Below are 22,455 nucleotides of genomic sequence, written 5' to 3' on the forward strand. Positions count from 1 at the left end.
GTCGGCGGGCAGGTGCGTGGGGTGGGTCACTGCTGGGTGATCGGCGCGCTAACGTCGAAGAGGTGACCGAGGCCTACCTCCGCTTCCCGCACCTGCACGGCAACCTCGTGACCTTCGTGGCCGAGGATGATGTGTGGCTCGCCCCGCTCGACGGTGGTCGGGCTTGGCGGGTGACCGCTGACCAGGTGTCCGTGTCCTTCCCCCGCTTCGACCCGACCGGTGGGTGGTTGGCTTGGACGAGTCGTCGGGACGGGGCGCCCGAAGTCCACCTGGCGCCGGTGGAGGGCGGTGAGGCCACCCGGCTCACCTACTGGGGCGACTACACGACCGGCGTGCGTGGTTGGACGGCTGGTGGGGAGGTCGTCGCGGTCACCTCGACCGGTCAGGCGTCGACCAACCGGCAGTGGGCGCACGCGGTGGCCGTCGACGGTGGGCCGGCGCGGCGGTTGCCGTTCGGGTGGGTGGACGACGTGTCGTTCGGCCCCGCCGGGCAGGTGGTGGTCAGCTCGGTGTACGGGCACGATCCGGCCTGGTGGAAGCGCTACCGGGGTGGTGCGGCGGGCAAGTTGTGGGTCGACACGGCCGGTGACGGGGAGTTCGTCCGCATCCTGCCGGAGCTGACGTCCTCGTTGACCTCGCCGATGTGGATCGGGGACCGGATCGCGTTCCTGTCCGACCACGACGGGGTCGGTAGTTTGTATTCGGTATCCCCCGACGGCTCCGACCTGCGGCGGCACACCGAGCAGGAGTTCTACGCCCGCGTCGCGTCCACGGACGGTGAGCGGGTCGTGTGGCAGCACGCCGGTGAATTGTGGATTGTCGACAGTCTGCTGGATGCCGAACCGCGGCGGTTGGAGGTCAGGCTCGGTGGCCCCCGGACGGCCCGCAGGCCGCGGCACGTGGCGTCGCGGCCGGACGACTTCCACCCGGACAAGACCGGGCGCGCGAGCGTGGTCGAGGTGCGCGGCACGGTGCACTGGGTGACCCACCGGGACGGCCCGGTGCGCGCGCTGGCCGAACAGCCCGGCGTCCGGGCCCGCCTGCCGCGCGTGGTCGGCGACAACGTCGTGTGGGTGACCGACGCCGACGGCGAGGAGGGCCTGGAGTTCGTCCCCGTCGGCGGCGTCGAGCCGGGCAACGAGCCGCGCCGCGTCGCGGTCGGCAAGCTGGGCCGGGTGCTGGAGCTGGCCGTCTCCCCGGACGCCCGCAGGCTCGCCGTCGCCACCCACGACGGGCGGCTGCTGCTGGTCGACGTGGAGTCCGGCGAGGTCCGCGAAGTCCTGAAGGGCGCGAACCCGCACGTCAGCGACCTGGCCTTCGCCCCGGACTCGAACTGGCTGGCCTGGTCGCACCCCGGCCCCCGCCCGTTGCAGCACATCCGGATGACCAACACGACCGACCTGTCCGTGGTGGACGTGACGCCACTGCGGTTCTCCGACTTCTCGCCGACGTTCACCGAGGACGGCCGCTACCTCGCGTTCCTGTCGGTGCGCAGCTTCGACCCGGTCTACGACGCCCACGTGTTCGACCTGTCCTTCCCGACCGGCTGCCGGCCCTACCTGCTGCCGCTGGCCGCGACCACCCCGTCGCCGTTCGACCCGCTGCGCCTGGGCCGGTCGGTCGGCGACGACCCGTCGGACAAGGACAAGGACAAGGACGACGAGAACCCGATCACCGTCGTGGACCTGGACGGCTTGGCCGACCGGGTGGTGACGGTGCCGGTCGCGGCGGCCCGCTACGCGGGTCTGACCGCCGTGAAGGGCGGCCTGCTGTGGCTGCGGTCGCCGTTGCGCGGCGTGCTGGGCGACAACCTGGCCGACCCGTCGGCCCGCGCCCCCCGGGCCGTGCTGGAGCGGTTCGACCTGGCCAAGTCCCGCACCGAGACGCTCGTGGACGGGGTCGACTCGTTCGACGTGACCGGTGACGGTCAGCGGGTGGTCGTGCAGGACGGCGGTGACCTGCGGGTGGTGCCGACGGACCGGAAGGTCGACTCCGACGACCACGACTCGGTGGACGTCGACCTGTCGCGGGTCCGGGTGGTGGTGGACCTGGCCGCCGAGTGGCGGCAGGCGTACGCCGAGGCGGGCCGCCTGATGCGGGACCACTTCTGGCGCACCGACATGGGCGGCGTGGACTGGGCCGGGGTGCTGGAGCGCTACCGGCCGCTGGTGGACCGGCTCGGCAGCTACAACGACCTGGTCGACCTGCTGTGGGAGGTGCAGGGCGAGCTGGGCACGTCGCACGCGTACGTGATCCCGGCTCGCGGGTCGCGCGGGCGGGCGGTCGGGTTGCTCGGCGCGGACGTGGAACGCGACGAGTCGGGCGCGTGGCGGGTCGTGCGGGTGATCCCGGGTGAGACGTCGGACCCGGCGGCGCGGTCGCCGCTGGCGGCTCCCGGTGTCGCGGTGCGCGCGGGTGACGCGATCGTGGCCGTCGACGGCCGGCAGGTCGACCCGCTGACCGGTCCGGCGCCGCTGCTGGTCGGCACGGCGGGCAAGCCGGTGGAGCTGACCGTGCGGCCGGGCGGTGGTGGTGAGCCGCGACGGGTGGTGGTCGTGCCGCTGTCCGACGACGAGCCGCTGCGCTACCACGCGTGGGTGGCCGACCGGCGGGCGCGCGTGCACGAGCTGTCCGAGGGCCGGGTCGGGTACCTGCACGTGCCGGACATGACGGGTGCCGGCTGGGCGCAGCTGCACCGGGACCTGCGAGTGGAGCTGGGGCGTGAGGCGGTGGTGCTCGACGTGCGGGAGAACGGCGGCGGGCACACGTCGGAGCTGGTGGTGGAGAAGCTGGGCCGCAAGGTCATCGGCTGGTCGGTGGCCCGCGGGTACACCACGTCGGTCAGCTACCCCGGTGACGCGCCGCGCGGGCCTGTGGTGGCGATCGCGGACGAGTTCGCCGGGTCGGACGGCGACATCGTCAACGTGGCGATCAAGGAGATGGGCATCGGTCCGGTCGTCGGCACCCGCACCTGGGGCGGGGTGATCGGCATCGACATGCAGTACCACCTGGTCGACGGGACGCTGGTGACGCAGCCCCGGTACGCGACGTGGTTCGCGGGGCCGGGGTGGGGCGTGGAGAACCACGGCGTCGACCCGGACGTCGAGGTGGTGATCACGCCGCAGGACCGGGTGGCCGGGCGCGACCCCCAGTTGGACACGGCGGTGCGGCTGGCGTTGGAGGCGTTGGCGCGGCGTCCGGCGGCCGTTCCGCCGCAGCTCCCGCCCCTCACCTGATCGAGTCCACCCGAGCGTGTGACGGCGCGGTGGTTGCGGCCGGTGGTCCGAAACCGATCAATGGGTAGCACGCAAGATCGGGCTCGGGGGGTCGGTTCAGTGAGTCATCGTGAGTTGCCGCGCAGCGGGCGCGGGTGCCTGTCGGCGGTCGTGGGTCTGCCGCTCGTGGCGGTCGGCGGGGTGGCGTTCCTGGTGTTGACGTTCGGTGAACCAGGGTCGCCACCGGTGGGGTCGGGCGAGGTGCCGGTGACGGGTCGGCAGACGCTGGTGAGCGTGCGGACCAGCGTGCCGCCGGTCCCCGTGCCGCAGGTGGGTCCGGCGTCGTCGCCGCGACCGGCGGACCCGGGCCGGCCGTCCCACTCCGTGGCGCCGTCGGGCGGCCGGGAGCCGCGGCAGGACACGTCCGCCCGCCCCGGCGACCCACCGCACCCCGACCCCGCCCGGGGCCGCGCCGAGCCGCCACCGGCCTACGCCGCACCCCTGCCCACGCGCCCACCGCGCCCCCCGGCCTCGTCCTCCTCGTCGCCCTCCTCCACCCCCGACCCCACCACCACCACCAACCCCACGACCACCACCACCCCCGACCCCACCACCGAACCGCCCCCGACCACCACCGCACCCCCGACCTCCGCCCCCACCCCCTGAACCCGCGTGTCCTACGTTCGGAACGCGCGTGTCCTACGTCCGGAACACCCGAGTTCACCGTTCGGAACACCGTCGTGAGCTGTCCACTCCGCCTGGAATCCCGCAGGTGCGAGGGGTGTCGGGCGTGACGCGGGCCGGTCGCGGGCAGCGGTCCCGGGTGTCCGGCCGCTCGGGATCGGCCGCGCACCCCCGTTCAGCACGTAGCCTGGGGCCGTGGTCGTCCCGCCGCCGTCCAAGATCGAGCCGCGCCGCCCGTCGCGCGGCGGTGCCGGCAACTTCTTCGGACGCCTGGCGCTCGTGCTGGTGCTGCTGGCCGTCGTGGCCGGGGGAGCCTGGGCGCTGAGCACGTTCAACCGCTCCGGGCCCGGCCCCATCGCCGACCCGCCGTTCCCGGTGCCGTTCCTGGAGGTCCAACCGGGCGCCGCCGCGCCGGGCTCGGCGGGGGACGTGCCGTCCACCGGCCAACCCCAGGACGCACCCGCCGCCACGGGCGACGCCGATCCGATGACCGCGTGGGCGGCGGCGTTGTCGGACAAGACCGACATCCCGGCCCGCGCCCTGCGCGCCTACGCCGTCGCCGACCTGCTGACGCGCGCGCAGAACCCGGCCTGCCGCGTGTCGTGGGCGACGCTCGCCGGCATCGGCCGCATCGAGTCGCACCACGGCACCATCGGCGGTCTGCGGCTGGGTGAGGACGGCCGGCCGTCGCGCCCGATCATCGGGATCCCGCTGGACGGCTCACCGGGCGTGAAGGCGATCAACGACAGCGACGGCGGCACGCTCGACGGCGACACCAGGTGGGACCGCGCGGTCGGGCCGATGCAGTTCATCCCGACGACGTGGGCCAAGTACGCGGTGCGCGCCAACGGCGACGGGCAGACCCCGGACCCGCAGAACATCGACGACGCCGCCCTCACCGCCGCCCGCTACCTCTGCTCGGGCGGACGTGACCTGGGGACGGGCGCCGGCTGGTGGGCCGCCGTGCTGGCCTACAACAACTCCACCGAGTACGGCCAGAACGTCTACAGCGGCGCCGACGCCTACGCCCGCGCGAGCCTGGGCTGATCAGGCGCGGTACAGGGGCGGGTCGACGGTGAGGCCGAGCTCCGGCAGGCCCAGCCAGTCCAGCTCGACCCCGGCGCTCTCCGCGCGGGCGGCCAGGTCGAGGCGCACGCGGTACACGGCGAGCAGCAACGCTTGCAGTGAGTCGACGCCGAACGCCGCGCCGACGGCCTCGTCACCCAGACCGGTGATCCGGTACGGGCAGCGCCAGTCACCGTTCGTGCTCAGCGGGTCGGGGTGGGGCGCGCCGATCCGGATCACCACGGGCGTGCGCGTGCCGTCACCGACCCGCACCTCGCGTTCGGCCACCACCTGACCGAGCCCGTCGGCCGTCATCGGTCCCGTTCCACCGCGAGGCGGGCGCTGACCTCGCCCAACGCCTCCTGGTACTCCGGCGACGGGTTCATCGCGGCCGCTATCCGCAGCTGCGTCAACGCCTCGGTCAACCGGCTCTGCCGCTGCAACGTCCGCCCCAGCGCGAACCGCGCGTAGTGGTCGCTCGGATCGAGCTCCAGCACCTTCCGGAACGCCGCCTCGGCACGCTTGAGCTGGGCCGAACCCAGGTAGGCCCGACCCGCGAGCAGCTGCACGCCGACCTGGTTCGGCGCCGCTTCGAGCACGACCCGGAGCTCGCGCAGCGCCTCCAGCGGTCGACGCTCCGCGAGCAGCGCCTCGGCTCGGCGGAACGCCTCGAAGGTGCTGTCCGTCATGGTTCGATCAACGCTACCCGTGCACCCGGTTGCCGTACGACAGCCGACCGGATGACGGGACGGCGTGTCACCCCGCCAGGGCCGCGTGCAGCCGGTCGAGCACGGGCTTGATCGACAGGGGTTGCTCCACGTGGGCGTTGTGCCCGGCGCCGGGCAGCACCATTCCACCCGGCGACGCCGCCCTCAGGTGCTCCGGCGGGCACATGTGGTCCGACTCGCCCGCCGCGAGCACGACCGGGGCCTTGGCCGCCGCCAGCAAGCCGGCCACGTCCGGCGCGCCCACCCCGAACGCCGCCGGGTCCAGCGCCGCCCGCCACCCGCCGTCCACCGGCGTCACCCCGGAGTCGTCCAGCGGCACACCGGCCAACCGGGCCGCCCACGCCGACGCCTCCTCCCGGGTCTCGAACACCCGGGCCGGCCGCGCCGCCGTGGACGCCGCCTTGTCCAGCTCCGGCGCGGTCCACCGCAGCTTGACCCCCAGCCCGCCCGCGGCCCGCACGTCCACCCCGAACCACCCGCTGGCCAGCGTCAACGCCACCACGCCGCCCAACGAGTGCCCCAGCACGGCCACCGGTCCCGGCGGCACCGCCGCCGCCACCGAGGCCGCCAACGACCCGAACGAGTACCGGGGCAGGGGAGCCGACCGACCGTGCCCCGGCAGGTCGACCGCCAACCACGCCCCGGGCCACTGCGCCGCGGCCGAACGCCACACCGACCCGGTCGCCCCGAGCCCGTGCAGCAGCACCAACAGCGGCCCGTCACCACCGCGCGCCACGTGAACCATCGGTGAACCCCTCCCGACCCGGGCCCCAACAGGCGAGCCGGGGCCGTCCCACACCTTGCACCAACTAGGCTCGGCACCGATACACGGATGGTCTGACGAGGGAGCGCACGTGGCGGTCATCGAGCAGGTCGGCGCCCGCGAGATCCTGGACTCGCGAGGCAACCCGACCGTCGAGGTAGAGGTGGCGTTGGACGACGGCACGCTGGAGCGTGCCGCGGTTCCGTCCGGCGCGTCGACCGGTGAGCACGAGGCGGTCGAGCTGAGGGACGGCGACGCCAAGCGCTACCTGGGCAAGGGCGTCGAGCGCGCGGTCACGGCGGTGCTCGACGAGATCGGTCCCGAGCTGGTCGGCATCGAGGCCGTCGAGCAGCGGGTGGTGGACCAGAAGCTGGTCGACCTGGACGGCACGCCGGACAAGTCCCGCCTGGGCGCGAACGCCATCCTCGGCGTCTCGCTCGCGGTGGCGAAGGCGGCGGCGGCGTCGAGCGGGCTGGAGCTGTTCCGCTACATCGGCGGCCCGAACGCGCACGTGCTGCCGGTGCCGATGCTGAACATCCTCAACGGTGGCGCGCACGCCGACACCGACGTGGACATCCAGGAGTTCATGATCGCGCCGATCGGCGCGGAGAGCTTCCGCGAGGCCCTGCGCTGGGGCGCGGAGACCTACCACGCGCTCAAGTCGGTGCTGAAGTCGAAGGGCCTGGGCACGGGCCTGGGCGACGAGGGCGGTTTCGCGCCGTCCCTGTCGAGCAACCGCGACGCGCTGGACCTGATCCTGGTCGCGATCGAGAAGGCGGGCTTCACGCCGGGCCGCGACATCGCGCTGGCCCTGGACGTGGCCGCGACGGAGTTCTACTCCGACGGCGCCTACACGTTCGAGAAGACCAAGCGCAGCGCCGAGCAGATGACCGGCTACTACACCGAGCTGGTCAACGCCTACCCGATGGTGTCGATCGAGGACCCGCTGTCCGAGGACGACTGGGACGGCTGGGTGCAGATGACCGCCGAGCTGGGCGAGCGCGTGCAGATCGTCGGCGACGACCTGTTCGTGACCAACCCGGAGCGGCTGGAGGAGGGCATCTCCCGCCGGGCGGCCAACGCGCTGCTGGTGAAGGTCAACCAGATCGGCACGCTGTCCGAGACGCTGGACGCGGTCGCGCTGGCCACCTCCTACGGCTACAAGTCGATGATGTCGCACCGGTCCGGCGAGACCGAGGACACCACGATCGCCGACCTCGCGGTGGCCGTCGGCGCCGGCCAGATCAAGACCGGCGCGCCCGCCCGCGGCGAGCGCACCGCGAAGTACAACCAGCTCCTGCGCATCGAGGAGGCCCTGGGCGACGCCGCGCGCTACGCCGGTGACCTGGCCTTCCCGCGGTACACGCCGGAGAGCTGATGGCACGACGGGAACGGGAACCCCGGCGTGGTCGCGAGGCCACGCCGAGGTCCCGCCCTGCGCGGGCGCAGGCCCGCCAGTCGCAACCGGGCAAGCCGGAACCGCGCAAGCCCGGGACACGGCCCGCGCCGCGCAAGCCCCAGTCGAGGGCCCGGACCAGGGCGGGCGCGGGCACCGGTGGCGCGTTCGGCATGACCGGCACGCGCCGGGCCGCGCTGCTGGCGATGGTGGTGTGCGCGTTGGCGCTGAGCATCGCCGTGCCGCTGCGCACGTACCTGGCCCAACGGGAGGAGCTGCGCGGCGTCACCGCCTCGCAGGAGACGTTGCGCGCCGAGGTCGAGCAGCTGGAGCGGCGCAAGGGGGAGCTGGCGGACCCGGCGCACGTGGAGGCCGAGGCCCGGCGCAGGCTGCACTACGTGCGGCCGGGCGAGACGCCCTACATCGTGCAGCTCCCCGGCGACGCGGAGCGCGAACTGGAAGAACAGCGACCGGCGACCAAGCCGGCCGAGGACAAGGCGTGGTACGAGCAGCTGTGGGATTCGGTGGCGGCACGATGACGGTGAGCGACGAGGACCGGGCGGCGGTCGCGGCGCAGTTGGGCCGTGAGCCGCGGGGCATGCGGGCGGTCGCCGCGCGGTGCCCGAGCGGGCACCCGGCGGTCGTGCAGACCAACCCCAGGCTGGAGGACGGCACGCCGTTCCCGACCCTGTACTACCTGACGTGCTCGCGGTTGAACTCCTACGTCAGCAGGCTCGAAGGGGCCGGGCTGATGAAGGAGATGACCGACCGGTTGGCGACGGATGAACAGTTGGCCGAGCGCTACCACCGGGCGCACGTGATGTACTTGGCTGAGCGGGACGCGATCGAACCGCTCGGCACCACCGTCACCGCGGGCGGCATGCCGACCCGGGTCAAGTGCCTGCACGTGCACGTGGCGCACTCGCTGGCCGCCGGCCGGGGGGTGAACCCGTTCGGCGACGAGGCGCTCGACCAGCTCTCGGAGTGGTGGCCGAGCGGGGAATGCGCGTCAACGGTGAAAAACTGACCGTCCGGGCAGTTCTCCGGGCACAAAGCCGGTGCACGCCCGTGACACCGCCGTTCGGATCAGGCAGGCTGGTCTGAGGCCGGGTGACGAGTCGATGGGGAGTCCGTGGCTGTGCCGAAGTCGAAGCGTCGGGGGCGGAAGAGGACCAAGGTCCATCCGGGCACGATGACGCCGCGGCAGTGGGGGTTCGCCGCCACGGCGACCGCCGCGATGCTGGTGCCCGCGCTGCTGCACACCGCCGCACCGCTCGACTGGTTCACCGTCGCCGACCGCGCCGACGTCGAGGCCGTCCCGCCCGGTCCGGGTGACGTGCTGGGCACGCTCGCGCTGGACGCGAGGGGCAAGCTCGGCGCCACCGGCAAGCTGCCCGAGACCGACGAGTTGAGCGCGGGGCTGCTCGCCGACGCCGACGACCCGTCGGAGTTCGAGGACGACCTGCCCCCGTTGGAGGGCGGGTTCCTCCGCGAGGGCCAGCACGGCATCCCCGGCGTGATGCTCGACGCGTACATGCGCGCGGCGGACCGGCTGGCCGTGACCACGCCGAACTGCCACCTGGACTGGCCGCTGCTGGCCAGCATCGGCCGCATCGAGTCCGGCCACGCCCGCGGCGGCCGGGTCCGCGAGGACGGCACCACGGTCGACCCGATCCTGGGCCCGGTGCTCAACGGGGCGCCCGGCATGGCCGCCATCCGCGACACCGACGGCGGCAAGTACGACGGCGACCGCACGTGGGACCGGGCGGTGGGCCCGATGCAGTTCATCCCGTCCACCTGGGCCGGCTACCAGGCCGACGGCAACGAGGACGGCCAGCGCAACCCGAACAACGTCTACGACGCCACCATCGGCGCGGGCAACTACCTGTGCGCGAGCAACTCGGACCTGAGCGACCCGGAACAACGGGCCCGCTCGGTGTTCCGCTACAACCGGTCCAACGAGTACGTCGCCACGGTCCTGTACTGGGCGGACGTGTACGCCAACGGCGTGCCGGTGCTGCCGGACCTGGTCGGCTCCGACGACGACTTCGGGCCCGAGCCGGGCAACGGCGACACACCGGGCAACGGCGACAACAACAACACCTCGCCACCCGGGAACACCACGCCGCCGTCCTCCAGCACGTCGACCCCACCGACGACCACCAGGACCCGCCCCGGCGTCACGATCACCATCACGCCGACCGTGCCGACGAGCTCCACCACGCCGACCACCACACCGACGTGCCCCACGCCCCCCACGGAGACGACGACCAGCACGCCCACGACGACTCCCACCACGACGCCGTCGATCCCCTCGACCTGCCCCACACCGACCACCACCACCACCACCACGACGACCACCACCGTCGAGACGCCCGCCGAAACGACCTCCGTCGAATCGAGCTCGGCCGGATCCACCCCCGGCGGCACGTCGAGCGACTCTGCCTCGTCCTCCGCCTCGTCCTCCGCGCCGATCACGTCGTCGTCCATGAAGGCCACCTGAGCCGCACGACGCCACCGCCCCACCCGCTCGTCCACCACGCCCTTCCCCAAAAAGGAGGGCTTCGTGTCATCCCGCCGACCTGGCGCAGCCCTACCGCGCGTGTCAAGGGGGCACTCGGAGCCAGACCGCACCTGACGCTGGTACGGCCCCCTTGACACGCGTGGTTGCCCTTGTGGAGGTCGGCGGGATGACACGAAACCCGACCCACGACGCAGCCGCACTGACGGTGCCATCCCCGTCATCCTGCTGATCTGCCCGTCCGGCGAGGACTCTTTTCCCTTTCCCTCTCTCCACCTCGCACAGCGAACCCCACCCACCCCACTACTCTCTAACCGCACTCACCACCCACCACCCACCAGCGCGAAGGACCCGGCATGGCACGCGTAGCCGCGATCGACTGCGGAACCAACTCCATCCGCCTGCTGGTCGCCGACGTGACCACTTCGGACAGTGGTGAACGCCTGCTGCGCGACGTGCACCGCGAGATGCGGGTCGTCCGGCTGGGCCAGGGCGTCGACGCCACCGGCGAGCTGCACCCCGACGCCATCGCCCGCACCCGCGCCGCGCTCGTCGACTACACGAACGTCCTGCGCCGCAAGGGAACCGAGCGCGTCCGCATGGTCGCGACCTCCGCCACCCGTGACGCCGCCAACAAGGACGCCTTCTTCGACATGACCCGCGAGGTCCTCGGCGTCGAGGCCGAGGTCATCACCGGCGACGAGGAAGCCCGCCTCTCGTTCACCGGCGCCGTGTCCGACCTGGACGCCGACGAAGGCCCGTTCCTCGTCTCCGACATCGGCGGCGGCTCGACCGAACTCGTGCTGGGCACGTGGGACGGCGTGCGCGGCGACGTCACCGCGGCCCGGTCCGTCGACATCGGCTGCGTGCGGCTCACCGAACGGTGCCTGCACTCCGACCCGCCCACCGAGGCGCAGGTCGAGGAGGCCGTCCGGGTGACGCGGGACGTCCTGGCCGAGGCGTTCGACGCCGTGCCCACCGCCGAGGCCAAGACCTGGATCGGCGTGGCCGGCACCGTCACCACCCTCGTCGCCCTCGCCAAGGACCTGCCCCACTACGACCCGCAGGAGATCCACCTCGCCCGGCTGGGCCTGGACCGGATCCGCGAGACCACCGCCAAGCTGCTCACCATGGGTCACGACGAGCGCGCCGCGCTGGGACCGATGCACCCCGGCCGCGTGGACGTGATCTGCGGCGGGGCGCTGATCGTCCGGGCGCTGGCCGACCACCTGGAGTCGCGGGGCGTCACCGAGCTGGTCGCCAGCGAGCACGACATCCTGGACGGCATCGCTTTCGCGATCGCCTAGTCCCTCCCGCGTGCAGGAACACCACGTGGCACGCTGACCGTCCGCTCGCCGCCGCGAGGGCCCTGGCGCTATCGCGCACCAGGGCCCTCGTGTCCCATATCCGTCCCAGACGGAGTTGGTCGAGTCAGCGGTTCGAAGCCGATTGCACGAACTCCGCCAGGTCCTTCGACTGCCGCACCCGCGACGGCTCGTGCACGTACATCATGTGTCCCGCCGGGTAGTACGCCGCCTCGATGTTCGCGTGCAGCTCCTGCGGGATCCGCAGGTGCGCCACCACGTGCTCGGCCGCGTAGTAGGGCGTCGCGCCGTCCAGGTAGCCGTACGCGATGTGCACCTTGAGGTGCGGGTTGGCGCGCATCGCCGACGACAGCTTGTCCGCCACCGTCACGTGCGTGCCCTCGAACTCCTTGTACGACCAGGGCCGCACGTTCATGGTCAGGATCTCGTACGGCAGGTCGTTCTCGTACTCCAGCTCCGCCCGCACGTAGTGGTTCAGCGCCGCCGTGTACGGCCCGAGGATCGCCGAGTACGACGGGTCCTCGCTGAAGTGCTCGCGCCCGTAGTCGGCGTCCGCGCCGGTGAACCGCGAGTCCAGTCGGCCGACGACCTTGCGCTGCGACCGCAGCAGCTCGGTGAAGAACCGCACGTGCTCGATCCGCAGGTTCACCCGGTCCACGTAGTCCTCGCTCAGCCCGGTCAACCCGGCCAGCCGCGCCACCGCCGCCGCGCGCTCCTCAGTGGACAGCCGGCTGCCTCGTGCCAGCGCCCACGGGTAGTCGCGGGACGCGAAGTCCTCCGCGTCGGCCAGCACGTCCTCCAACGGCCGCGACCCGTGCAGCCCGTGGTAGTGCGCGATCGCCGCGTACGTCGGCAGGAACAGCGTGTGCGGCAGGTCGTTGCCCTCGCTGAAGTCCAACGTGGCGAAGTCCAGCACCGACGAGATCAGCATCAACCCGTTGAGGTACATGCCGTACCGGCTCTGGAGGTACTCGGCCAGGCCCGCCGCGCGCGTGGTGCCGTACGACTCGCCCGCCAGGAACTTCGGCGACATCCACCGCCCGTTGCGCGAGGTCCACAGCCGGATGACCTCGCCGACCGACTCCAGGTCACCTTGGAAACCGTGGTACTGGCCGGGCGCCTCGCCCTTCACCGCCCGCGAGTACCCGGTGGACACCGGGTCGATGAACACCAGGTCGCTGTGCGCGAGCAGGGTCTCGGCGTTGTCGACGAGGTCGTACGGCGGCGGCGCGAGCTCGCCGACGTCGCCGGAGACCACCCGGCGCGGTCCGAGCAGCCCCAGGTGCAGCCACACGCTGGACGAGCCGGGACCGCCGTTGAACGCGAACGTCACCGGCCGCTTCGCCGGGTCCGCGCCGTCCAACGTGTACGCCGTGACGAAGACCTCGGCCTTCGGCAGGTGCCCGTCGAACTTGCCGTCGGTCACCACCTCCTGGCGCAGCACCACCCGGCCGGTGGCCGTGGTGTAGTTCAGCTTGCGCCGCTTGACGGTGATGCTGTGCTGGGTGGTGACGAGGTCGTCGGCAGGGAGGTCCTTCTCGTCGCCGATGTCCTTGGCGGCCTGCTCGTCGCCGTTGTCCTTGTCGGTCATGGTCGAACCATACGATCGGAGTCGCCGTCCGTGCTCCCGCTTTCCGCTCTTGACGAACGCGTTACCGGTTGCCGGGCCTGCCCGCGCTTGGTGGCGTGGCGCGAGGAGGTGGCGCGGGTCAAGCGGGCGGCGTTCCGCGACCAGGAGTACTGGGGGCGTCCGGTGCCCGGGTTCGGCCCGGCCGACGCGTCGCTGGCGATCATCGGCCTGGCGCCGGCCGCGCACGGCGCCAACCGCACCGGCCGGATGTTCACCGGCGACCGGTCGGGCGACTTCCTGTACGCGGCGATGCACGCGGTGGGCCTGGCGACCCAGCCGACGGCGACGCACGTCGGCGACGGCCTGGAGCTGATCGGCACCCGGATCACCGCGCCGGTGAAGTGCGCGCCGCCGGAGAACAAGCCGACCCCGCAGGAGCGCGACAACTGCCGTCCCTGGCTGGTCCGCGAGCTCGAACTGCTCCGGCCGACGTTGCGCGCGGTGCTCGTGCTGGGCGCGTTCGGCTGGCAGGCCGCCCTGCCGGTGCTGGCCTCGTGCTGGCGGATCCCCCGCCCGCGGCCGGTCTTCGCGCACGGGACGCACGTGGAGCTGCCCGCCCAGGACGGCGGCGCGCCGCTGCACCTGTTCGGCTGCTACCACGTGAGCCAGCAGAACACGTTCACCGGCAAGCTGACCCAACCCATGCTCCAGGACGTGCTGAACCACGCCAAGACCGCCGCGGACATCCGCTCTTGAGCGCTCTCCGATCGTGCGCGGAACGGGCGGTACAGCGGACCGGGCGGTACAACGTGAACGGGCGGTACAAGGTGAACAGGCGGTACAGCGGACCGGGCGGTAGATACGGTTGGGCCGGACGGCCGCGTTCTCGACAAACCGCACGCGTCGCACCGGGCCAGCAGGCATCCTCTATCCATGAAGCCCCGCCTCGCGCTCGTCCTCGCGGTGGGGTCCGCGCTCGTCCTCATCGCGCTCGCGGCCCGGGGAACGTCGCCGGTCCCCTACGAGGACCGACCCGTGGACAACGACGAGACGATCACGGCGACACCCGAGTCGGCCCCACCCCTGGACTCCGAGGTGGGCGCCTCGACGCCGGGCGGATCGCTGGCGATCCTCCTGATCGTGCTGGTCCTGGTCGTCGTCATCGGGGTGGTGTCGCTGCTCTTCTCGCTCGACGCGTTCCGGCGCACGCGGCGTCGCGGTGCGGGTGAGGCGGTCGGCGCGCCCGACGCGCCCGACGAGCGCGCCCTGCCACCCGAGATCCTGGTCCGGCGCGCGGCCGAGGCGCTGGACGAGCTGCGTGGCCACGGGGACGGCCCACCGGGCGACGCGGTGATCGCCGCCTGGCTCAGCCTCGAACGGGCCGCCGAGGACAGCGGCGTGCCGCGGCAGGGCCACCAGACGCCCACCGAGTTCACCGGTGACCTGCTGCGCCGCTACCGGGTGGACGAGCAGGCGACCGGCACGCTCCGGCGCGTCTACCAGCGGGCCCGGTTCGGCACGGCCGACGTCACCGCGGCGGACGCGCGCACGGCCACCGAGGCGTTGGCGCACATCGTGCGGGACCTGCGGTGACGCCGTTGGTCGCCGGCATGGGCCGGGCCGTGGCACTGGCGCTCGCGATCGCCGCCGGCACCGCGTTCGTGCTGGTCCGCGCCGGCGCGCCGTGGCCGTGGGCGGTGCTGCTCGGGTTGCCTGTCGGCGGACTGGCCCTGCTCGCCGCACGCCTGCCGCGCGCCACGGACGTCCTGTGGTCGCCGCCGCCGGCGCACGTCTCCACCGCCACGTCCGCGCAGGCCGGCGCGCTCGCGAGCCGCCTCGCCGAGGCCGCGGTCGACCAGGACCGGTTCGTCAACCGCGTGCAACCCCGGCTGCGCCGGCTCGCGGAGGCCCGGCTGCGGCAAGTGCACGGTGTATACGACATACAGCATCCCAAAGCCCGCGAGGTGCTCGGCGACGAGCTGCACCGCCTGCTCACCGACCCGAAAGCGCCGCTGCCCGAGCCGTCCGAGCTCGCCGACCTGTTGGAGAACCTGTGACCTCACCCGACACCGACCGGACGGGCGTCGAGACGATCGCGGCCGAGGCCAAGGCGGTGGTCGCCGCCGTCGGCACCGTGGTCGTCGGCCGGGAGCGGTCGTTGCGGTTGGCGCTGGCGGCGATCCTCGCGGGCGGCCACGTGCTGCTGGAGGACGTGCCCGGCCTGGGCAAGACGCTGATGGCGCGGTCGCTGGCGCAGGCGTTGAAACTGGACTTCAAGCGCCTTCAGTGCACGCCCGACCTGCTGCCCGCCGACGTGACCGGCTCGTTCCTCTACAACCCGGGCGACCGTGAGTTCACCTTCCGCGAGGGCCCGCTGTTCACCGGCCTGCTGCTGGCCGACGAGATCAACCGCACGCCGCCGAAGACGCAGTCCGCGCTGCTGGAGGCCATGCAGGAACGCCAGGTCACGGTCGAGGGCCGCACGTTCCCGCTGCCGCGCCCGTTCCACGTCCTGGCGACCGCGAACCCGGTGGAGTACGAGGGCACCTACCCGCTGCCGGAGGCGCAGCTGGACCGGTTCCTGCTGCGGCTGGACATCGGCTACCCGCCGCCCGCCGAGGAGGTCGAGGTGCTGCGCCGCAGGCTCGTCCGGCAGCGCGAGGAGACCGAGGTCCGACCCGTGCTGGACGCGGCCCGGCTCCAGCGGCTCCAGCACGGCGTCGAACAGGTGTCCGTGGACGACGACGTGCTGCGGTACTGCGTGGACCTCGCGTCCGCGACCCGCTCGCACGGCGCCGTCGAGGTCGGCGCGTCACCGCGCGGCGCGCAGGCGCTGGTGCTGGTGGCGCGGGCCCTGGCGGTGCTGGACGGGCGGGACTTCGTGCTGCCCGAGGACGTCAAGGAGTGCGCCGTGCCCGCGCTGGCGCACCGGCTCACGCTGCGCCCGGAGACGTGGACGTCCGGCGTCACCGGCGTCGAGGTCGTGACCGAGCTGCTGGGCCGCGTGGCGGGCCCGGCCAGCACCCGCTCGTGAACCGGCGCTCGTCGTGAACCGGCGGGAACGGCTGCGCGAGGCGTTCACCAGCGGGCGCGGCGCGCACTGGCACGCCACCGACGCGTTGGTGCGCGGCCTGGCGCTGGGCATCGGCATGGTGGTGCTCGGCGGCCTGCTGCACCGGGTCGAACTGGTGCTGCTGGGCGCGCCGCTGCTGATCTCGACGCTGCTCGCCCTGGTCACGCCGGTCCTGGGCACGCCGGAGGTGACGGTGCGCGGACTGCCCCGCACCGGCGAGATCGGCGCGGCCAAGTCGGTGGTGGAGGTCGACCCCGGCCAGGGCGCCGAGGTGATGGCGATCCGGCTGCCCGGCGTCGGCGCGGGCATCGGCCCGGTGCACCTGGTGGCCGCGACGGCGCGGGAGATCGAGGTCGTGCTGCGGCGTGACGCGTGGGGCGAGGGTGTCGACCTGCGGCCGGACCACCTGGTGGCCGGGCCGGACGCGTTGTTCGTGCACGGTCCGGTCACCGCGGCCGAACGCGGTCGGGTGATCCTGCCGCCGGTGGAGGCGCTGCCCGCCGGTCTGCTGCCCGCGCGTGCCGTCGGCCTGGTCGGTGCGCACCGGGCGCGGCGGCCGGGCGACTCGGTGGAGCTGCGCGACATCCGGGCGTTCCAGCCGGGCGACCGGCTGCGGCGGGTCGACTGGCGGGTGTCGTTGCGGGCCAGCGCGATGGCGGGGTCCGTCGAGGGCACGAACCTGCACGTCCGCGAGCACCACGCGGAGGCGGACGCGGACGTGGTGCTGGCGTTGGACACGCGGCACGACGTCGGCGCGGAGTTGGGCGACTGGGCGTCGCCCGGGACGGCCACGGCGGCGCGCACGCCCGGCCGGTCGCTCGGGGAGTGGTCGTTGGCGGCGCGCCGGACGACGGTGCGGCCGAAGGGCAGCCTGGACGTGGCCGTGCGGGCGGCGGCGTCGTTGGCGGCGGGGTACCTGCGGCAGGGCGACCGGGTGAGCCTGGTCGACCTCGGCCGGCCGCAGCTGGGCGCGCGGGCGGGCGCGGGGCGGCGGCAGCTGCTGCGGCTGCGCAACCAGCTGGTGGTGTGCGCGAGGTCGGCGGGGTGGGCGCAGCGGCCCGTGCTGCGGCCCGAGCAGGTGCCGCACGGCGCGCTGGTGGTGGTGCTGTCGCCGTTCCTGGACGCCGAGGTGGTGGAGCTGGCCGTGCACGCCGCGCGCCGGGGCAACCTCGTGCTGGCGGTGGACGTGCTGCCGTCGCCGTTGCGGGCCGACCGCAGGACGCCGTGGGGCGAGAGCGCGATGAAGGTGATCCGGTTGGAGCACGACGTGCGGCTGGAGGCGATGCGGCAGCACGGTGTGGCCGTGCTGCCGTGGGGCGCGTCGATCGCGGGCGTGCTGCGTGCGGCCCGGACCGGCAGGAGGCTGTCCCGGTGACGCGACCGTTCACCTCGCCCGACCTGGACGTAGGACACGCGCGTTCCGAACGTAGGACACGCGCGAGAGTCCAACGTTCACCCCGCGCGAGTCCTACGTTCGGAACGACCGTGTCCTACGTTCGCGTACCCCGAGTTCAACGCTCAGGAAGAGGTGGGCGGTGAGCACCGAGGTCGGGACGGGGCTGCCGGCGTGGGTGTTGCGGGCGGCGATCGGGGCCGTGGCGGCCGGTGCGGCCGGCGTGCTGGCGGCCAACGGGGTGCAGTGGCCCGCGCTCGCGCTGTACGGGGCGCTGGTGGTGGCGGCGGTGGTGGTCCCGGCGTCCGCCGCGGTCGGGTTGGTCATCGGCTACCCGGCGGCGGCGATGGTGTTCGCCGGCGACGAGCCGTCGTGGCCCGGGGTGTTCGCGCTGATCGTGCTGCTGCACCTGCTGCACGTCCTGTCCGCCTACGCGGCGATCATCCCGATCGGGTCACGCGTTCACCTGAACGCGCTCAAGGCACCCGCGAAGAGGTTCGCGATCGTGCAACTCTCCGTGCTCACGCTCGGTGTTCTCGTCCTCCTGTTGCCGGGCGGCCGAACGGACGCGGCGGTCGAGGTCGTGGGGCTCGCCTGTACCGTCGCGGTCGTCCTCGCGGCGGTGCTGCTGATGCGTCGGAAAGGCTGAGGAACGGGCTCTTCCGCCTCAGCCCGAGCTGACCGTCTGGATCGTTCCTCTCAGCACGTTCACCACGATCCGCTGGTCAGCGGCGGCGTGTCGGCAATCACCCGGCGACCGTGGTCACAACGGGCCTGCTCGATGCGCCGGAAAGCCCCGCCCGGTGCGACCATGTGTGTATGGCTGCTGTGAAGTCGCAACCCACACGGATCGTGATTGTCGGCGGTGGGTACGTCGGCATGTACACCGCGCTGGGATTGCAGAAGAAGCTGCGTTCCGGCGAGGCGTCCGTCACGGTGATCGACCCCCAGCCGCACATGACCTACCAGCCGTTCCTGCCCGAGGCGGCGGCCGGCTCCATCGAGCCCCGCCACGTCGTGGTGCCCCTGCGCAAGGTCCTCAAGCGCTGCCACGTGGTCACCGGCCGCGCCACCCGCATCGAGCACGAGCGCAAGGCCGTCACGGTCGAGCTCGCCGACGGCCACGTCGAGGAGTTCTCCTACGACGTGCTGGTCTCGGCGCTCGGCGCGATCTCGCGCACGCTGCCCATCCCCGGCCTGCCCGAGGTCGGCATCGGCATGAAGACCATCGGCGAGGCCATCTACCTGCGCAACCACGTGCTGTCGCGGCTCGACCAGGCGGCCAGCACCAACGACCCGGAACTGCGGCGCAGGCTGCTGAGCTTCGTGGTCATCGGCGGCGGCTTCGCGGGCATCGAGACGCTGGCGGAGCTGGAGGACATGGCCCGCTACGCGCTGCGCTACTACGAGGGCCTCCAGCAGTCCGACATGCACTGGGTGCTGGTCGAGGCCACCGGCCGGATCATGCCCGAGGTGAGCGCGCGGCTCGGCGTCTACACCGTCGAGCAGCTGGAGAAGCGCGGCATCAAGTGCTACCTCGACACGCGCGTCAAGAGCATGGAGGGCGGCCACGTCGTCCTGGACGACGGCACCGAGTTCGACTCGGACACCATCATCTGGACCGCGGGCATGAAGGCCAACCCGATGCTGCGCAACACCGACCTGCCGCTCGACGAGCGCGGCCGGGTCCGGTGCACCGCGGCGATGCAGGTCGTGGGCCTGCCGGGAGTCTGGGCGGCGGGTGACTGCTCGGCCGTGCCGGACCTCTCGCGCACCGAGGAGGACCCGACGGCGACCTGCGTGCCCAACGCGCAGCACGCCATCCGCCAGTCCAAGCTGCTGGCCAGGAACATCGTGGCCACGCTGCGCGGCAAGCAGGCCAAGGACTACGAGCACAAGTACCTCGGCTCGGTCGCGGGCCTCGGCCTGTACAAGGGCGTGGCCGACGTGTTCGGCCTGCGGTTCAAGGGCGTGGTCGCCTGGTTCATGCACCGCAGCTACCACGTCATGTTCATGCCCACGGTCAACCGCAAGTTCCGGGTGTTCGTGGACTGGACGCAGGCGCTGTTCTCGGGCCGCGAGGTCGTGGCGCTGGGCCAGATCCACGAGCCGAAGGCCGAGTTCGACCGCGCCACCAAGAGCTGACGCGAACGGCCCCGCGCACGCTGCACCGTTCGGTCGTGGCAGGCGTGGGGCTGTTCGGAGCACCGCTCACACTTGAGCCCCCATACGGGCTAACGTACCGCCGGTCGCCTTGACATTGCGTAACGTGAACCCGAGAATACAGCTGGTGTATCGCCTGAATGTGTGATGCATCAGTGGGGAGAGAGGTGACCGCGATGTCCCTTGAGGAGCTGGCCGCACAGCTTCGCCGCGGTGAGATCGAGGATCGTGCGCTGGCGGAGTACTCCGCGGAGTACGCCACCGCCGAAAAGCGTTTTTGCAGCAAGAAAGACGACTGACCCATGACCGTCTCCGGGTGGGGGAACGAGACCGTTCCCCCACCCGAGGCCGTCAGACCGGCGAAACCACCCCCGCTGTTGCTCCAGGGCCAGGACTACCTCTTCCGGTCGCAGCCGAAGTGCCTGGACTTCCAGGAGCAGGTGCACCGCCTCGGCATGGTGGACGAGGGCGACGGCAGCCCCGTGCCCTGCGTGCTGGTCCTCGCCCGGGCCGCCGACATGGAGATGAACGAGCTCTCCATCGCGCTCGCCGAACGCGGCATCCGGATGGCCCGCATCGACGCCGACCGCTCGGTCGACCTGCCGCTCACCGTCTACACCGACCAGCCGCTGCTGGAGCTCGACCGCTGGCTGCTGCGCCCGCTGCTGGTGTGGCGCAGGCACTTCGAGCTCTCCGCGCTGCCCCTGGAACCCGGCACGCTCGCCGGCGCGTACGCGGTGGACCAGTGGTCCGCGGTCGCCGACTGGCTGTCCAGCCGCGGCGACTGGGCGCACGTGAACCCGAGCCGCAACACCTCCCACCTCAACCGGCTCACCCAGCTCGCGGACGCCGCCGCGTTCGGCCTGCGCGTGCCGCGCACCACGGTCACCACCCGACCCGGTCGCACCCGGCCGGGTGGTGGGCGGTGCATCGTCAAGACCTCCGGCCGCCACCTGCTCGAACCGCGCCCCGGCATGCAGCACGGCCTGTTCCCGCGCCCGCTGGAGACCAGCCGGTCCGGTGACGTGCCCGAGTCCGCGCCGGTGATCGTGCAGGAGTACGTGCCCTCCGAGACCGAGCTGCGGGTGTTCGTGGTGGGCGAGCGGTGCCTGGCGTTCAAGGTCGACAAGCTCGACCCGGCGCAGCTGTGGGTGGACCCCGAGGCGGTCCGCGTCACGCCCGTCGACGTGCCGAGCGCGCTGACCGACCGGCTGCTCGCGCTGGCCAGGCACTGGCGGCTCCAGGTGGCCGCGTTCGACCTGCTCGTCTCCGGCGGCGACCACGTGTTCCTGGAGGTCAACGTCAACTGCGACTGGCGGTGGTTCGAGCACCGGGCCGAGGACTCACGGGTGTCGGACGCCGTGCACGACTGGGTGGGGGCGCGCTTCAAGGAGCTGCTGGGTGCGGGCAAAGGTCGCTGAGCACGCGACGCTGTTCTACTCCGACGGCGCCGTGGTGTGGGACGACTACCTCCACCACCGCCAGTTCGCGATGAGCGAGACCGCCGAGCTGCTGTGCCGCAAGTTCACCGAGTTCACCGACGTGGACGAGCTGCTCGCGCCGTTGGCCGAGGGGGACCGGGCCGCGCTGCGCAAGGTGTTCGACGAGCTGGTCGAGGCCGGTGTGCTGATCGTGGAGGGCTCGCCCCAGCACGAGGAGGAGTGCCGGCTGCTGGCCGCGTGGCGGGAGTGGGGCAACTCGGCGCGGCACTTCCACTTCGCCAGCCGCACCCTCGCCGACGCGCCGTACCAGGGCTCGGAGGAGCACGACGCGGTGCTGGACGCCAAGCTCACCGCCAAGCCGCCGCCGGCGCCGTTCCGCAGCCTCGGCCGCACCGCGGTGCTGCTGCCGCGCCTGGACGGCACGTCGAGGTGGGCCGCCGCCGGGCTGCTCGACGTGCTGCTGGCCCGCCGCACGACCCGCGAGTTCGGGCCGGGGTCCCTGTCGTTGACGCGGGTGGCCGAGCTGCTGGCCGTGCTGGGCGGCCCGTCGCCGGTGCGGTCGCGCATCGGGCGGTCCGGCACGGTGTTCAAGACCAGCCCGTCGGGCGGCGGACGTCACCCGGTCGAGCTGTACGCGCACGTGGGCGTGGCCACCGCCGGCGGCGATCGGACGGTCGAGGGGCTCGAACCGGGCTGGTACCACTACGACGGGCTCGCGCACGCGCTGGAGCCCATCGGGGTGACGTGGGGGCCGGACGAGCTGACCGCCGCCGCCGGCGACCAGGACTGGGTCGGGCAGGCGCCGTTGGTCCTCGCGTACACCGGAGTACTCGAACGGACTAGATGGCGTTACGACACGTCACGTGCTTACCGTGTTGTGCAAATGGATGTGGGACATCTGTCCCAAACCGCTTATCTGGTTGCAACGGCAATGGGTTTTGGTATCGGCTTCACCGCAGCATTGCGGGATGAGCTGGTCGAACAAGCACTCGGCTGTGACGCGTATCACGAAGTCGTACTCGGTCTGAGCGCCTTGGGTCCATTACCCGAATGAGCGCAATAGCGGATCGCATTGAGCCGTGCGGGGGACTTCTTCTGAACCGACCCCACGAACGCT

22 protein-coding genes are annotated in these 22,455 nt (G+C 72.5%); 18 read left to right on the top strand and 4 right to left on the bottom strand.

Features of this window, described 5'->3' with window-relative positions:
- The first annotated feature begins 62 nt into the window (after nt 1–62).
- The 3 genes from ACYVLT_RS24380 to ACYVLT_RS24390 all read left to right on the top strand — a co-directional run bounded on the left by ACYVLT_RS24380 (nt 63) and on the right by ACYVLT_RS24390 (nt 4,946).
- The gene (locus ACYVLT_RS24380) at nt 63–3,236 is read left to right on the top strand and encodes a S41 family peptidase (protein WP_461122522.1); all 3,174 of its coding nucleotides are present in this window, start codon (nt 63–65) and stop codon (nt 3,234–3,236) included.
- 99 nt (nt 3,237–3,335) lie between these two features.
- The gene (locus tag ACYVLT_RS24385) at nt 3,336–3,881 is read left to right on the top strand and encodes a hypothetical protein (RefSeq protein WP_461122523.1); all 546 of its coding nucleotides are present in this window, start codon (nt 3,336–3,338) and stop codon (nt 3,879–3,881) included.
- Nucleotides 3,882–4,094: 213 nt separating this feature from the next.
- Complete coding sequence (locus tag ACYVLT_RS24390) at nt 4,095–4,946, top strand: lytic transglycosylase domain-containing protein (RefSeq protein ID WP_461122524.1); 852 nt, start codon at nt 4,095–4,097, stop codon at nt 4,944–4,946.
- On the opposite strand, the gene ACYVLT_RS24395 is transcribed toward ACYVLT_RS24390, so the two are convergent.
- The 3 genes from ACYVLT_RS24395 to ACYVLT_RS24405 all read right to left on the bottom strand — a co-directional run bounded on the left by ACYVLT_RS24395 (nt 4,947) and on the right by ACYVLT_RS24405 (nt 6,437).
- Entirely contained in the window at nt 4,947–5,279 is a 333-nt protein-coding gene (locus ACYVLT_RS24395; protein ID WP_461122525.1) for a DUF6968 family protein, read from the bottom strand.
- Nucleotides 5,276–5,653 (bottom strand): tetratricopeptide repeat protein, encoded by a 378-nt coding sequence (locus tag ACYVLT_RS24400; protein ID WP_461122526.1) that lies wholly within the window; start codon nt 5,651–5,653, stop codon nt 5,276–5,278. The genes ACYVLT_RS24395 and ACYVLT_RS24400 overlap by 4 nt, the downstream gene beginning before the upstream one ends.
- 67 nt (nt 5,654–5,720) lie before the next feature.
- Complete coding sequence (locus ACYVLT_RS24405; RefSeq protein WP_461122527.1) at nt 5,721–6,437, bottom strand: alpha/beta fold hydrolase; 717 nt, start codon at nt 6,435–6,437, stop codon at nt 5,721–5,723.
- Between the two features lie 109 nt (nt 6,438–6,546).
- Between ACYVLT_RS24405 and eno the strand changes: the two genes are divergently transcribed.
- The 5 genes from eno to ACYVLT_RS24430 all read left to right on the top strand — a co-directional run bounded on the left by eno (nt 6,547) and on the right by ACYVLT_RS24430 (nt 11,679).
- Nucleotides 6,547–7,833: a phosphopyruvate hydratase gene (eno, locus tag ACYVLT_RS24410; protein WP_461122528.1), complete on the top strand. Its 1,287-nt coding sequence runs from the start codon at nt 6,547–6,549 to the stop codon at nt 7,831–7,833.
- Complete coding sequence (locus ACYVLT_RS24415; protein ID WP_461122529.1) at nt 7,833–8,390, top strand: FtsB family cell division protein; 558 nt, start codon at nt 7,833–7,835, stop codon at nt 8,388–8,390. Before eno ends, ACYVLT_RS24415 begins: the two co-directional genes overlap by 1 nt.
- Nucleotides 8,387–8,878 carry a DUF501 domain-containing protein gene (locus ACYVLT_RS24420; protein WP_360463397.1) on the top strand — a complete coding sequence of 164 codons (492 nt, stop codon included), beginning with the start codon at nt 8,387–8,389 and terminating at the stop codon, nt 8,876–8,878. The genes ACYVLT_RS24415 and ACYVLT_RS24420 overlap by 4 nt, the downstream gene beginning before the upstream one ends.
- A gap of 165 nt (nt 8,879–9,043) precedes the next feature.
- Nucleotides 9,044–10,354: a lytic transglycosylase domain-containing protein gene (locus ACYVLT_RS24425; RefSeq protein ID WP_461122530.1), complete on the top strand. Its 1,311-nt coding sequence runs from the start codon at nt 9,044–9,046 to the stop codon at nt 10,352–10,354.
- Nucleotides 10,355–10,728: 374 nt separating this feature from the next.
- On the top strand, nt 10,729–11,679 hold the full coding sequence (locus ACYVLT_RS24430) for a Ppx/GppA phosphatase family protein (protein ID WP_461122531.1): 951 nt from the start codon (nt 10,729–10,731) through the stop codon (nt 11,677–11,679).
- Between the two features lie 124 nt (nt 11,680–11,803).
- Here ACYVLT_RS24430 and ACYVLT_RS24435 read toward each other — a convergent pair whose 3' ends face one another.
- On the bottom strand, nt 11,804–13,288 hold the full coding sequence (locus tag ACYVLT_RS24435) for a S10 family peptidase (protein ID WP_461122532.1): 1,485 nt from the start codon (nt 13,286–13,288) through the stop codon (nt 11,804–11,806).
- Nucleotides 13,289–13,318: 30 nt separating this feature from the next.
- Here ACYVLT_RS24435 and ACYVLT_RS24440 point away from each other — a divergent pair, with 30 nt between their 5' ends.
- From ACYVLT_RS24440 to ACYVLT_RS24485, 10 genes are all read left to right on the top strand, one after another.
- On the top strand, nt 13,319–14,023 hold the full coding sequence (locus tag ACYVLT_RS24440; RefSeq protein ID WP_461122533.1) for a uracil-DNA glycosylase: 705 nt from the start codon (nt 13,319–13,321) through the stop codon (nt 14,021–14,023).
- Between the two features lie 177 nt (nt 14,024–14,200).
- Nucleotides 14,201–14,860, top strand: coding sequence for a DUF4129 domain-containing protein (locus tag ACYVLT_RS24445; protein ID WP_461122534.1), 660 nt, complete (start codon nt 14,201–14,203; stop codon nt 14,858–14,860).
- The gene (locus ACYVLT_RS24450; RefSeq protein ID WP_461122535.1) at nt 14,857–15,324 is read left to right on the top strand and encodes a hypothetical protein; all 468 of its coding nucleotides are present in this window, start codon (nt 14,857–14,859) and stop codon (nt 15,322–15,324) included. Before ACYVLT_RS24445 ends, ACYVLT_RS24450 begins: the two co-directional genes overlap by 4 nt.
- The gene (locus tag ACYVLT_RS24455; RefSeq protein ID WP_461122536.1) at nt 15,321–16,301 is read left to right on the top strand and encodes an AAA family ATPase; all 981 of its coding nucleotides are present in this window, start codon (nt 15,321–15,323) and stop codon (nt 16,299–16,301) included. The genes ACYVLT_RS24450 and ACYVLT_RS24455 overlap by 4 nt, the downstream gene beginning before the upstream one ends.
- A gap of 13 nt (nt 16,302–16,314) precedes the next feature.
- Complete coding sequence (locus ACYVLT_RS24460) at nt 16,315–17,715, top strand: DUF58 domain-containing protein (RefSeq protein WP_461122537.1); 1,401 nt, start codon at nt 16,315–16,317, stop codon at nt 17,713–17,715.
- Between the two features lie 160 nt (nt 17,716–17,875).
- Nucleotides 17,876–18,382, top strand: a complete 507-nt coding sequence (locus ACYVLT_RS24465; RefSeq protein WP_461122538.1) for a hypothetical protein — start codon at nt 17,876–17,878, stop codon at nt 18,380–18,382.
- A 170-nt stretch (nt 18,383–18,552) separates the two neighbouring features.
- Nucleotides 18,553–19,878, top strand: a complete 1,326-nt coding sequence (locus ACYVLT_RS24470; RefSeq protein ID WP_461122539.1) for an NAD(P)/FAD-dependent oxidoreductase — start codon at nt 18,553–18,555, stop codon at nt 19,876–19,878.
- 194 nt (nt 19,879–20,072) lie between these two features.
- Nucleotides 20,073–20,195 (top strand): hypothetical protein, encoded by a 123-nt coding sequence (locus tag ACYVLT_RS24475; protein WP_267935188.1) that lies wholly within the window; start codon nt 20,073–20,075, stop codon nt 20,193–20,195.
- A gap of 3 nt (nt 20,196–20,198) precedes the next feature.
- Nucleotides 20,199–21,317, top strand: a complete 1,119-nt coding sequence (locus ACYVLT_RS24480) for an ATP-grasp domain-containing protein (protein WP_461122540.1) — start codon at nt 20,199–20,201, stop codon at nt 21,315–21,317.
- Nucleotides 21,298–22,392 carry a SagB family peptide dehydrogenase gene (locus ACYVLT_RS24485; RefSeq protein WP_461122541.1) on the top strand — a complete coding sequence of 365 codons (1,095 nt, stop codon included), beginning with the start codon at nt 21,298–21,300 and terminating at the stop codon, nt 22,390–22,392. Before ACYVLT_RS24480 ends, ACYVLT_RS24485 begins: the two co-directional genes overlap by 20 nt.
- Nucleotides 22,393–22,455: the final 63 nt, after the last annotated feature.

The organism is Saccharothrix stipae (genome assembly GCF_054781895.1).

Bases quoted from the DNA above. Each gene is read 5' to 3' on its own strand.
- ACYVLT_RS24415 (WP_461122529.1), top strand. From the start codon at position 7,833: ATGGCACGACGGGAACGGGAACCCCGGCGTGGTCGCGAGGCCACGCCG.
- ACYVLT_RS24425 (WP_461122530.1), top strand. From the start codon at position 9,044: ATGACGCCGCGGCAGTGGGGGTTCGCCGCCACGGCGACCGCCGCGATG.
- ACYVLT_RS24470 (WP_461122539.1), top strand. From the start codon at position 18,553: ATGGCTGCTGTGAAGTCGCAACCCACACGGATCGTGATTGTCGGCGGT.
- ACYVLT_RS24435 (WP_461122532.1), bottom strand. From the start codon at position 13,288: ATGACCGACAAGGACAACGGCGACGAGCAGGCCGCCAAGGACATCGGC.
- ACYVLT_RS24430 (WP_461122531.1), top strand. From the start codon at position 10,729: ATGGCACGCGTAGCCGCGATCGACTGCGGAACCAACTCCATCCGCCTG.
- ACYVLT_RS24405 (WP_461122527.1), bottom strand. From the start codon at position 6,437: ATGGTTCACGTGGCGCGCGGTGGTGACGGGCCGCTGTTGGTGCTGCTG.
- ACYVLT_RS24395 (WP_461122525.1), bottom strand. From the start codon at position 5,279: ATGACGGCCGACGGGCTCGGTCAGGTGGTGGCCGAACGCGAGGTGCGG.
- ACYVLT_RS24475 (WP_267935188.1), top strand. From the start codon at position 20,073: ATGTCCCTTGAGGAGCTGGCCGCACAGCTTCGCCGCGGTGAGATCGAG.
- ACYVLT_RS24420 (WP_360463397.1), top strand. From the start codon at position 8,387: ATGACGGTGAGCGACGAGGACCGGGCGGCGGTCGCGGCGCAGTTGGGC.
- ACYVLT_RS24400 (WP_461122526.1), bottom strand. From the start codon at position 5,653: ATGACGGACAGCACCTTCGAGGCGTTCCGCCGAGCCGAGGCGCTGCTC.
- ACYVLT_RS24445 (WP_461122534.1), top strand. From the start codon at position 14,201: ATGAAGCCCCGCCTCGCGCTCGTCCTCGCGGTGGGGTCCGCGCTCGTC.
- ACYVLT_RS24480 (WP_461122540.1), top strand. From the start codon at position 20,199: ATGACCGTCTCCGGGTGGGGGAACGAGACCGTTCCCCCACCCGAGGCC.